This is a genomic window from Enterobacter sp. kpr-6 (genome assembly GCF_900116015.1).
Lineage (GTDB): Bacteria > Pseudomonadota > Gammaproteobacteria > Enterobacterales > Enterobacteriaceae > Enterobacter_D.
Genome location: NZ_FOYH01000002.1, coordinates 832,195 through 844,308, shown reverse-complemented (window position 1 = coordinate 844,308; position 12,114 = coordinate 832,195). Strand labels below are relative to the sequence as shown.

Genomic DNA, 12,114 nt, shown 5'->3' with positions numbered 1-12,114 from the left:
CGTCCTGCCCAGACAGTAGAAGCCCAACGTGACGTTTGCGTTTCACCCTGATGAAGATATGAAAATCCGCAAAATTCGTATGCACTCTTTATGCATATTCGTGAGCGGGCGTTGTTCGAAGAACAAACGGGTAAGCGGCGTGTAATATGGGGTTGTGTTGCTTTAATAGTGATATCACCTGCTTTTTGTAAGTGAATAATTATTATCTTTTAATGAATTGATATAAATCAACAGCTTATCAGTTTGGCTTAAAGTTTTTACTTCCACCGTCGTTAATAGTGCCAGGTTCCGGCGCTGGCCGGAGAGTTTGTACATCGGTGAAGGAAAAAATATGTTCAATTCCATACGTTCAAGAGTGATAGGCGCGACGGCGGGTATCGTGATAATCGCTTTATTAATCAATACCGTTGTCAATTACCTCATTATTAATAAGTTCAACAACCGCGCGGTGGAAAGCTCGCTCACCGCGTTGACGCAAAGCCACACCGCGACCATCACCCAGTGGGTGAATACGCAAAAAGGGATGATTGCCTCGCTGGTGCCGCACGTTACCGACAGCGATCCGGTGCCACTGCTTAAACAAATTGCCGATGCCGGGCACTTTATGAATGTGGACATCGGCTATCCCGATAAGCGCGATATTTCGTCCGATCCGTCCGGTATTCCTGAAGGCTACGATCCCACCAGCCGCCCCTGGTATATCCAGGCGGTGCAGGCGGGAAAACCGCTGGTGATCAATCCTTATATGGATGTGACGACCAAAAAACTGATTGTGACCGTGGCCGCGCCGCGTATTGAGAACGGCACGGTGCTGGGCGTGGTGGAGGGCGATATCCGCATGGATGATGTGATCGCGAACATTCGTAATATCAAACCGACGCCGGACAGCTTCGGCATATTGATTGCCGCCGACGGCACTATTATGGCGCACCCGGATGACGCACTGACGCTGAAACCGCTGGCGGATATCGCCCCCGGCCTCGACAGCGCGGCGCTGCTCAAAGGTGGCATTGTGCAAACGGAAATGCACGGGCTGGTGAAGCTGTTGAAGGCGCTGCCGGTGGGCGATTCCGGCTGGTATACGGTGGTGGTGATGGACAAAGCCGAAGCCACCGCCGGGATGCGCTCGCTGCTCACCGCGTCGGCCATCTGCCTGCTGTGCCTGATCGTCTTTGCCGTGCTGGTGGTGAATTTTATCAGCCAGCGTGCGCTGGCTCCGCTCAATCACATTCGCGTGGCGATGGACAATATTGCTTCTGGCAACGCGGATTTAACCCAGCGCCTGGACGCCAGCCGCAACGATGAAGTGGCGGCGATTGCCCGCGCGTTTAATACCTTTATTGCCACGCTTTCCGGGGTGATGGTGTCGATCATGCAAACCAGCCACGCGGTGCGCGATGCGTCGCAGGAAATCGCGCTGGGAAATCAGGATCTCTCGTCGCGCACCGAATCTGCCGCGGCCAGCCTGCAACAGACCTCTGCCGCGATGGAGCAGATTTCCTCCACCGTGTCGTTAACCGCTGAAACGGCGGAGCAGGCAAATGAGGCGATTGCGCAGACCGCGCAGGCCGCAAATGAAGGCGGCGCAGCGGTGAAAAGCGTTATCCATGCCATCGGCGATATTGAGTCGGCGTCGGGCAAGATCGCGGATATTACAGGGGTGATTGAGAGCATTGCGTTTCAGAGCAATATTCTGGCGCTGAATGCGTCGGTGGAAGCGGCGCGTGCGGGCGAAATGGGCAAGGGTTTTGCCGTGGTCGCAGGCGAAGTGCGTAATCTGGCCAGTCGCAGTACGCAGGCGGCGCAGGAAATTAAAGTCCTGATCGACAGCACGCTTGAGAGTATCAGGGTCGGTTCACGCCAGGTTGCGCACACCGGTAAAACCATGGATCACATTGTGGGCGGTGTGAAATCGGTCACGACCATGATGGCGGAAATTACTAATGCCACCCGCGAACAGCAGCGCGGGATTCAGGAGATCAATCTGGCGGTCACGCAACTGGATGCGATGGTGCAGCAAAATGCGGCGCTGGTGGAAGAATCGACAACGGCATCGGCGGCGGTTCAGGGTCAGGCGAGAGAGCTGGCGGACGCAGTGGGGCAGTTCAGGGTGTAAAGGCTCATCCGGCGATGAAAGTTTGCCGGGCCAGCGACAGGCCCGGCAACGCTCGTTACAGCAGCTTACGTTCCGCCAGATCCAGCGCAAAGTAGCTGAAAATCAGATCCGCACCGGCGCGTTTAATGGCACCGAGGCTTTCAAGGATCACTTTATCTTCATCAATGGCACCCGCCTGGGCTGCGAATTTGATCATCGCGTATTCGCCGCTCACCTGGTATGCGCCCAGCGGCAACTGGGTACGCTCGCGGATATCACGCAGGATGTCCAGATAGGCACCCGCCGGTTTCACCATCAGACAATCTGCGCCCTGCGCTTCATCAAGCAGTGACTCACGAATCGCTTCGCGGCGGTTCATCGGGTTCATCTGGTAGGTTTTACGGTCGCCTTTCAACGCGGTGCCGGCGGCTTCGCGGAACGGGCCGTAGAACGACGAGGCGAATTTGGTCGAGTAGGACATGATGGCGGTGTCGGTGAACCCGGCGGCGTCCAGCGCCTGGCGGATGGCCTGCACCTGACCGTCCATGGCCGCAGACGGAGCGATGAAATCAGCCCCTGCCGCTGCGGCAACCACGGCCTGTTTGCCCAGATTGAGCAGGGTCGCGTCGTTATCAACCCCATGATCGCACAGCACACCACAGTGGCCGTGGGAGGTGTATTCGCAAAAACAGGTATCGGACATGACGATCATTTCCGGCACGGCGTCTTTGCAGATGCGCGACATACGCGCCACCAGACCGTCTTCTTTCCAGGCATCGCTGCCGGTAGCGTCGGTATGGTGGGAAATGCCAAAGGTCATCACCGAGCGGATCCCGGCATTGGCGATGCGTTCAATCTCGCGGGCGAGGTACTTTTCAGGAATGCGCATCACGCCGGGCATGGCGTCGATGGCTTTGTAATCGTCGAGCTCTTCTTCAACAAAGATCGGCAACACAAGGTCGTTCAGGCCCAGTGTTGTCTCTTCAAACATGGCGCGCAGCGCGGGAGATTTGCGCAGGCGGCGAGGACGGGTAATTAAGTCTGTCATGGTGTGCCTGATGTTTGTGAAACCTGCTGCTATTGTAACTGAATCATAGTAGGGATGTTCTACTAAAGTTGCCGTTAAACCCTCTGGTTGTTATTTTCTGCTTATTCATTTTAAGCATGAGAACCGTATTTTTATTACGCATGTCTTTAAGGGGTTATGCATTTGAGGAATTAATTCTTTATTTATATTGATGTTGTAAATGTGCGGGTTGAAAATAATGGGTAGGGTGGGTTTATTTATTTTTCGCGCGAATGATTTATTGGTTTTTTATTATTCTTATGTATTTATTTTTCAAATTGATTGGAGCAATGTGTTGCATTATCTAATGTTAATTTAATGATAAATCAGTGCTTTTTTCTTTTATTAATATCTTTAATTGGCTACGGCTATTGCTGTATTAGTCCGGAATCAAACTTTAAGCAAGGATTAATTGAACTAACTTCTTTGTCCGTTGCATAATATTTCCGGTTTGCAGTTTGAATCTTTTTTGCATTAACGATTGATGGATCAACTTAAAATTATCCCTGAGGAGCGATGACAAATGCACTCCTGGAAAAAGAAACTTGTAGTCTCACAATTAGCACTAGCCTGCACTTTGGCAATCACTTCTCAGGCAAATGCTAGCACCGATATTTCCGGTACCGCTTACAACACTTTTGTTCACTACGATGGCTCTTACGCTGAAGGCGATGGCGTTTACTATAAGGGGTATGTTGGCTGGAATAACTATGCCGCTGACAGCCTCTATAACGGCAACATCTACCCGGTAATTAATAAAGCGACAGTTAATGGCGTTATTTCAACCTATTATCTGGATGATGGCCTGTCAAATAACACCAACACCAACAGCCTGACAATCAAAAACAGTACTGTTCATGGCATGGTGACCTCCGCTTGTATGACCGCTGATTGCACCAACCGTGCAGGCGATAATTACTACTATGATCGTCTGGCGATGACTGTGGATAACTCCACTATCGACGATAACTACGAGCATTATACCTACAACGGTACCTATAATAAGGCTAACGATTCCCATGTTGTTAACGTTTATAATATGGGTACCGCAATTACGCTGGATCAGGAAGTTGATCTGAACATCCAGAATAATTCGCACGTTGCGGGTATCACTCTGTCTCAGGGTTATGAGTGGTCAGATGTTGATGATAATACCGTCAGCACTGGTGTGAACAGCGGTGAAGTCTTCAATAATACCATTACCGTAAATGACTCTACGGTAACTTCCGGTTCATGGACCGACGAAGGTACTACTGGCTGGTTCGGTAATAACAACAACGCCAGCGATTATGACGGTTCCGCGACGCCTGATGACATTGCATTGGCTGTGACGGCAAATCCGAACGCTGACAACGCCATGCAGACGACTGCAACTTTCAATAATTCAACCCTGATGGGTGACGTTGTTTTCTCTAGCAATTTTGATGAAAACTTCTTCCCGGCCGGTGCCGATTCTTACCGTGATACTGACGCCAATGTTGATACTAATGGCTGGGATGGCACAGACAGACTGGATCTGACCCTGAACAATGGCAGCAAGTGGGTAGGTGCAGCGACATCTGTTCATATGGTTGATCTCGGTACTGATACTGATGGCGATGGCATTCTTGATAATGACACCCCTGATGGTATTTATGATGGCTATGCCAAAGGAACTGATTTTACCGCACACCTGATTGATATCACCGGTAACAGCCTGTGGCCGGAATCTACCGTTGTTATTGACCGGGATAACACCGTATACAATGAAGGCGCACATATCGCGGGTAATAAAGTTTACCAAAGCGGCCTGTTCAACGTCACACTGAACAACGGTTCTGAGTGGGATACAACTAAAGAGTCGCTTATTGATACTCTGAGCATCAACAGCGGCTCTCAGGTGAACGTAGCGGATTCTTCTCTGATTTCCGATACCATTTCTCTGACCGGCGGTTCTGAAATGAACATCGGTGAAGATGGTCATGTTGCGACTGACAAGCTGACCATCGATAACAGTACTGTTACGCTGGCTGATGACATCGCTGCAGGCTGGAGCGTTAATGATGCTGCGCTGTACGCTAACACCATCACCGTAACCAATAACGGCCTGCTGGATGTTAACGTTAATCAGTTTGATGCAAGCCCATTACAGACTGATACCCTGAATGTTACCAGTGTGACCGATGTTCACGGTAACGTGCACGCAGGTACTTTCGATATTCACAGCAGCGATTACGTGCTGAATGCTGATCTGGTCAACGATCGTACCAACGATAAGTCCAAATCTAACTATGGTTACGGTGTTATCGCGATGAATTCCGATGGCCACTTAACCATTAACGGCAATGGTGACAACGTTTCTGATATTGGTATTGAGCACGGTCAGGCAGAAGTTGATAACGCTGGTGACAACGTTGCAGCCGCAACTGGTAACTACAAAGTCCGTATCGACAACGCAACTGGCGCAGGTTCTGTTGCTGACTACAAAGATAACGAACTTATCTACGTTAACGACAAAAATAGCACCGCCACTTTCTCTGCGGCAAACAAAGCTGACCTGGGTGCTTACACCTATCAGGCTGAGCAGAAAGGTAACACCGTTGTTCTGGCACAGCAGGAACTGACTGATTACGCCAACATGGCGCTGAGCATTCCTTCTGCTAACACCAGCATCTGGAATCTGGAGCAGGATACCCTGAGCACCCGTCTGACCAATGGCCGTCATGGTCTGGCTGATAACGGTGGCGCATGGGTGAGCTACTTCGGTGGTAGCTTCAATGGTGACAACGGCACCATCAACTACGATCAGGACGTTAGCGGCATCATGGTGGGTGTGGATACCATCGTTGATGGCAACAATGCGAAATGGACTGTCGGTGCAGCAGCAGGCTTCGCGAAAGGTGATATCTCTGACCGTACTGGCCAGGTAGATCAGGATAGCCAGTCTGCCTACGTCTACTCATCTGCTCGCTTCCCGAACAACCTGTTCCTTGATGGTTCTTTAAGCTACAGCCGTTTCAACAACGATCTGACTGCAACCATGAGCAACGGCCAGTATGTTGATGGTGATACATCAGCAAGCGCCTGGGGCTTCGGCTTGAAACTGGGTTATGACTTCAACATCAACACCGCTGGCTATGTGACTCCGTACGGCAGCGTTAGCGGTCTGTTCCAGTCTGGTGATGATTACCGTCTGAGCAACGACATGAAAGTTGATGGTCAGTCTTATGACAGCCTGCGTTATGAGCTGGGCGTAGATGCGGGTTACACCTTCAACTACGGCGATCAGGCTATGACACCTTACTTCAAACTGGCGTATGTTTACGACGATTCCAACAACGAATCTGAAATCAACAATGACTCCATTGATAACGGTGTAGAAGGTTCTGCGGTTCGTGTTGGTCTGGGCACCCAGTTCAGCTTCACCAAGAACTTCAGCGCTTACACTGATGCAAACTACCTGGGCGGCGGCGACGTTGAGCAGGATTGGTCTGCAAACGTGGGCGTGAAATATACCTGGTAAAATAAAATATCGGGAAACCCATTCCCGATATTGTCCTACCGCGTAAACACAGCCCGTCAAATATTTGGCGGGCTTTTTTGCAAGGAATGCATCAATGTTGTATGCCCAACCTGCCCATGAGTTTAACCTTCTTAATACTCAATTCTCTCCCTACGGTACGCCCTTCCAGTGTGAATGTGATACGGCCATTACTCATGGAAATGAGGCTCACGAATCCAATATCTATGTTCTGCTGGAAGGCGCCATGGCCGTTGAGCGCCAGTCTCAGGGAATGCTGTATGAAATGATGTCAGCACCGGGTATTTTTGGCCTTTCAATGGGCATTCAGCCTGGCCCCGTACGCTATACCCTTGTCGCGAAAACCGCCTGTAAAGGTTATTTCCTGCCAGCCAGCGTCGCGTTACAGCTTCTTGAAAAGCATCAACTCTGGCGTGAAGCGTTCTATTTAATGACCTGGAAAAACCGGGTACTTGAAGCACGCGATTTGCAGCTCATCGGCACCAGTTCATATAACCAGATCCGTTCAACGTTGCTGACCATGGCGGAATGGGATGAAGCGTTGCGCGCCCGCATTGGCGTAATGAATTATATCCAGCGGCGAACGCAAATTTCTCGCTCGGTGATTGCCGAAGTCCTGGCGGCGTTAAGACAAGGTAATTATATCGAGATGCAAAAAGGCAAGCTGGTGAGTATCAACCACTTGCCTCATGACTATTGAAATAGCGCGGAACTCAGGATGCCGGAATAATTTGCGGTTTATTGCCGCTCAGTTCGGTGACCAGATCGTTTACGCCATCGCTCATGTTTGCAAAGCGCGTTAACGGAGAGCGAGTGACCACAACAAATACACCGACGTTATCTTTTGGCACCATAGCCATATAAGTAATAAAGCCGCCGCCGCCACCGGTTTTTTGAATAATTCCCGGACGGCCATTTTTCGGCGACATATAAACCCAGCCGAGCCCCAGCGCGTCCGCTTTACCCGGAACGTCCATGCCGATCACGCGCGTTAACTGCGTGCGCTGATAAATTAGCGTCTGCATCCGGTCTGCCTGATTATTCCGGGCATAAAAATCAGAAGAGAGGAATTGCTGCATCCAGCGCATCATATCGCCGGGCGTAGAATAAACGCCGCCGCTGCCAATCGCCGCCAGGGTGTTATTGCAAGGGCTGGCCCCCTTTTCGGCAACCATCAGACGCTTACACTGATCGGGCGAGGGCGTAAACGTCGTATCTTTCATCCCAAGCGGGCGGGTGATTTGCTCTTCAAAAAGCTGCGGATAAGGCTTTCCTGCCGCCGTTGAAAGCGCATCGGCCAGCAGATCAAACGCCAGATTTGAGTAAGCCGCCTGTGAACCAGGCGTACTTTTAAGCGTGGCCGTAGAAAGCCAGTTCCAGCGCTGTTCGCGTGTCGGCCAGACAAAAACCGGGCGATGCGCCGCGCCACCGGGCTGCTCACGCGGCAATGCGCTGGTATGGGTCGCAAGATTGACCAGAGTAATTGGTGCGCCGTTATGCGTGGGGACGCTCGCTCCCGGCGGCGCATATTTACTTAGCGGATCGTTAAGTTTTACCACGCCCTGATCGAGCAATTTAACCAGCATTTCGCTGGTCATTAATTTCGAAATAGAGGCGATCCGAATAACCGAGTCAAGCTGAGGATGGACGTTACTTCCCGGACGCGTTTCACCAAAACTTCTGAACACGCGCTGATTACCATCAATGACCACCATGGCCATGCCCGTTGCGCCGCTGCCGTAAAAAATATGATTGGCGTAGCGATCGACAACATCAGAGGCAAATTCCGGATCGGGAGACGGCGTGGCGGCGTGAGCAGAAGAAAAACACAGGGCACCGAGCATCGCAGTCAAAAGCAGGCAACGTTTCAACGAAAGCATCCATCAAAGAATAAAAAAGATAATGTCTATTTATACTACCTGGCACTTCGATGCAAAGCCTGGAAAAGCGTAATCCGGCGCGCTAAAACGTAACGATGAGTAAACACGACATTTTTTCGCATAAAGAATGTCTGCTTTTGTGACGTGTGCCTTATGGTAATCTCGTTAACTTCGTTGATTTGCTGAGAGTATGAGTAATGTCAAACAAACGCGTTGTGATGGTCGTTGATATGCAACAGAGAGTCTTTGCCACGCCTCGTCTTCAGCGCGAAGCATGCGTCGCGCGAATCAATCAACTGACCCGGGCCGCAGATCGGGTCATTTTTATTCAGCATATCGAAGAGGGTGGACTGGAGGAGGGGAGCGACGGATTTGCGCTGCTGCCTGATTTATACCAGCCTGAAGGGGCGCTCTATTCCAGCAAAACCGCCTGCGATGCTTTCTACAAAACCGGTCTTGAGCAATTGCTGGATGAGCACGGGATCCGCGAATTTGTTATGTGCGGTTGCGCGACCGATTATTGCGTTGATACCACCCTGAAAAACGCCGCCAGCAAAGGTTACGCCATAACCGTGGCGGAGGATGCTCACACCACCGCCGATCGTCCGGCGGCGCAGGCAGCGACCCTGATAGCTCATTATAACGAGGTGTGGCGCACGCTGACTGTGCCGGGCAATCCGGTCCGTGTGAAACCCACAGAAACAATTCTTCAGGCGTGGCAGGCGAACTAAGCCAGGCCGCCCCGGTCTGAAAATTTTGTCGCCGCCAGGCATTTATCTTTTGTCATCCACGGGATGATGCCGGTGGAGGCCACAGCGTTACACAGCATTCACCATAAAAATGAGAAGTTGCAGGAGCATGTCATGTTTAAGTCTTTTTTCCCAAAGCCGGGTCCCTTCTTTTTATCGGCATTGATTTGGGCAATGATCGCCGTGGTGTTCTGGCAGGCAGGTGGAAGCGCCTGGCTTGAGCGTATTGCAGGTGCATCCAAAGACGTACCGATTAGCGCCACGCGATTCTGGTCGCGCGGATACCTGGTCTTTTATGCCTACTACGCGTTTTGCGTGGCCGCCTTCGCCCTGTTCTGGTTTAACTACGCTCCGCACCGCTGGCAAAAATGGTCGATTCTGGGCACGGCGCTGATCGTCTTCGTGACCTGGTTTATGGTGCAGGTGAGTGTCGCCATCAACGCCTGGTACGCGCCTTTTTACGATTTAATTCAGAATGCACTCAGCGCGCCGCATAAAACCACGATCGGGCAGTTTTATCACGAAGTGAGCATTTTCCTCGGCATCGCGCTGATTGCGGTGCTGGTGGCGGTGCTAAATAACTTCTTCGTCAGCCACTATATTTTCCGCTGGCGTACGGCAATGAACGAATATTACATGGCGAACTGGCAGCGTTTGCGCCATGTCGAAGGGGCCGCCCAGCGTGTGCAGGAAGACACCATGCGTTTTTCGACCACCCTCGAAGACATGGGCGTCAGTCTGCTGAACGCCATCATGAAACTGATCGCCTTTCTGCCGATCCTGGTGGCGCTCTCCCCACATGTGCCTGAACTGCCTGTCGTCGGCCATATCCCGTACGGTCTGGTGATTGCCGCGATCCTCTGGTCGCTGCTGGGAACGGGTCTGCTTGGGGTGGTTGGGATCAAGCTACCGGGACTGGAGTTTAAAAATCAGCGCGTTGAAGCGGCCTACCGTAAAGAGCTGGTGTATGGCGAAGACGATCCACAGCGTGCCGATCCGCCTACCGTGCGTGAACTGTTTTCCGCCGTGCGCCGTAACTATTTCCGCCTCTATTTTCACTATATGTACTTCAACATCGCGCGCATTTTTTATCTGCAAATTGATAACGTTTTCGGCCTGTTCCTGCTGTTTCCGTCCATTGTCGCCGGTACGATCACCCTTGGATTAATGAACCAGATCCTCAACGTCTTTGATCAGGTCCGCAGTTCATTCCAGTATCTGATCAACTCCTGGACGACGCTGGTTGAACTGATGTCGATCTACAAACGTCTGCGCACTTTTGAACAGGTGCTGGACGAGGGAGAGGTTGTGGAAGTGACGTTGCCACTGAGCTAATAAAGGAATCGCTATGCCGCTTGTCGCACCACGTTATTTACCGCCCCTGCTGGGCTTGCTGCTCGCCGGGTGTAGCACCGATCGCCCCGCACCGCTTAAAGAGGGCGAAAAGCCGATCGATGTGGCAAGCGTGGTGCGCCAGAAAATGCCCGCCAGCGTGAAAGATCGCGACGCCTGGGCGCGTGATATTGCCAAAACCTTTGAAAGCCAGAAGCTGGCCCCGACGGAAGAAAACGTCTGTGCGGTGCTGGCGGTGGCGCAGCAGGAGTCGACTTACCAGGCGGATCCCGCCGTGCCGGGGCTGAATAAAATCGCCTGGCAGGAGATCGACAAGCGTGCCGAACGGCTGCACATCCCGGTGTTTCTGGTGCATACCGCGCTGAAAATCACCTCGCCCAACGGCAAAAGCTACAGCGAACGGCTGGATAAGGTCAAAACTGAGAAACAGTTAAGCGCCATTTTCGATGATTTCATCAACATGGTGCCGATGGGCCAGACACTGTTTGGTTCGCTCAACCCGGTGCATACCGGCGGGCCGATGCAGGTGAGTATTGCATTCGCCGAGCAGCACGCGGCGGGGTATCCGTGGAAAATGACGGGGACCGTGCGCCAGGAAGTCTTTACCCGCCGGGGCGGGCTGTGGTTCGGCACCTACCATCTGCTCAATTATCCCGCTAATTACAGTGCGTCGATTTACCGCTTTGCAGATTTTAATGCTGGCTGGTACGCGAGCCGCAATGCCGCGTTTCAGAATGCGGTAAGTAAAGCGAGTGGGGTGAAACTGGCGCTGGATGGTGATTTGATTCGCTACGATAGCCGTGAGCCGGGCAAGACTGAACTGGCGGTACGCAAACTGGCAGGCAAACTGGATATGAGCGAGCGTGAAATTCGTCAGCAACTGGAAAAAGGTGACAGCCTGGCGTTTGAAAAAACCGCCCTGTACCGCGAAGTGTATCGTCTGGCGAAGGTGAAAACCGGGAAGGAGCAGCCGAAGGAGATATTGCCGGGCATTCAACTGGAAAGCCCCAAAATCACCCGCAGCCTGACGACCGCCTGGTTCGCTAAACGCGTAGACGATCGCAGGTTGCGCTGTTTATCGCTCTAGCCAGGGCCGTTAGTCGTAACGACGCCAGCGTAACAGCAGAGCAATAACGCCAAGTACCGCACAGCCGATCAGGAAGGGCACCAGGCCGAAAATCGTGCCTACACCCAGTCCCATTTCGACATGGGGTCGGTTGGTATCCTGCATTTGCATCAAATGTTCAAACACGCCAGGCGCGTGAACCAGCAGGTTCAGCAGTTGCGCGCCCGCCCAGAAGCAGAGCAGCACAAACACCGCATACGCGATGTTGCCAGGCGTTGAGGCATCCCGCTTTTTACCCTTTGCCCTGGTAAAGGGTTTCGACAAAGTAAAGTCTGCCATATGACCTCCTGCATGCTTGATAGACCAGGCTCAGAGCTTGTGACTC

The 12,114-nt window shown here is 52.0% G+C and carries 9 protein-coding genes; 6 read left to right on the top strand and 3 right to left on the bottom strand.

Annotated elements, in window-relative coordinates; genetic code table 11:
- Positions 1–331 precede the first annotated feature (331 nt).
- Positions 332–2,116 (top strand): methyl-accepting chemotaxis protein, encoded by a 1,785-nt coding sequence (locus tag BM373_RS08705; RefSeq protein WP_090461015.1) that lies wholly within the window; start codon positions 332–334, stop codon positions 2,114–2,116.
- 55 nt (positions 2,117–2,171) lie between these two features.
- On the opposite strand, the gene hemB is transcribed toward BM373_RS08705, so the two are convergent.
- A complete protein-coding gene (gene hemB, locus BM373_RS08700) occupies positions 2,172–3,143 on the bottom strand; it encodes a porphobilinogen synthase (protein ID WP_090461014.1) in 972 nt (323 codons plus the stop codon).
- A 541-nt stretch (positions 3,144–3,684) separates the two neighbouring features.
- Between hemB and ehaB the strand changes: the two genes are divergently transcribed.
- Both ehaB and BM373_RS08690 read left to right on the top strand, forming a co-directional pair.
- A complete protein-coding gene (gene ehaB / locus BM373_RS08695; RefSeq protein WP_090461013.1) occupies positions 3,685–6,663 on the top strand; it encodes an autotransporter adhesin EhaB in 2,979 nt (992 codons plus the stop codon).
- Positions 6,664–6,757: 94 nt separating this feature from the next.
- Positions 6,758–7,381 carry a helix-turn-helix domain-containing protein gene (locus BM373_RS08690; RefSeq protein ID WP_090461012.1) on the top strand — a complete coding sequence of 208 codons (624 nt, stop codon included), beginning with the start codon at positions 6,758–6,760 and terminating at the stop codon, positions 7,379–7,381.
- A gap of 13 nt (positions 7,382–7,394) precedes the next feature.
- Here BM373_RS08690 and ampH read toward each other — a convergent pair whose 3' ends face one another.
- The gene (gene ampH, locus BM373_RS08685; protein ID WP_090461011.1) at positions 7,395–8,552 is read right to left on the bottom strand and encodes a D-alanyl-D-alanine-carboxypeptidase/endopeptidase AmpH; all 1,158 of its coding nucleotides are present in this window, start codon (positions 8,550–8,552) and stop codon (positions 7,395–7,397) included.
- 227 nt (positions 8,553–8,779) lie between these two features.
- On the opposite strand from ampH, the gene BM373_RS08680 reads away from it, so the two are divergent.
- From BM373_RS08680 to BM373_RS08670, 3 genes are all read left to right on the top strand, one after another.
- A complete protein-coding gene (locus tag BM373_RS08680) occupies positions 8,780–9,292 on the top strand; it encodes an isochorismatase family protein (RefSeq protein ID WP_177220135.1) in 513 nt (170 codons plus the stop codon).
- Between the two features lie 132 nt (positions 9,293–9,424).
- Positions 9,425–10,645, top strand: a complete 1,221-nt coding sequence (sbmA, locus tag BM373_RS08675; RefSeq protein WP_090461009.1) for a peptide antibiotic transporter SbmA — start codon at positions 9,425–9,427, stop codon at positions 10,643–10,645.
- 13 nt (positions 10,646–10,658) lie between these two features.
- Complete coding sequence (locus BM373_RS08670; RefSeq protein WP_090461008.1) at positions 10,659–11,750, top strand: DUF1615 domain-containing protein; 1,092 nt, start codon at positions 10,659–10,661, stop codon at positions 11,748–11,750.
- Between the two features lie 9 nt (positions 11,751–11,759).
- Here BM373_RS08670 and BM373_RS08665 read toward each other — a convergent pair whose 3' ends face one another.
- A complete protein-coding gene (locus BM373_RS08665) occupies positions 11,760–12,068 on the bottom strand; it encodes a YaiY family protein (protein ID WP_090461007.1) in 309 nt (102 codons plus the stop codon).
- Between the last annotated feature and the right edge of the window lie 46 nt (positions 12,069–12,114).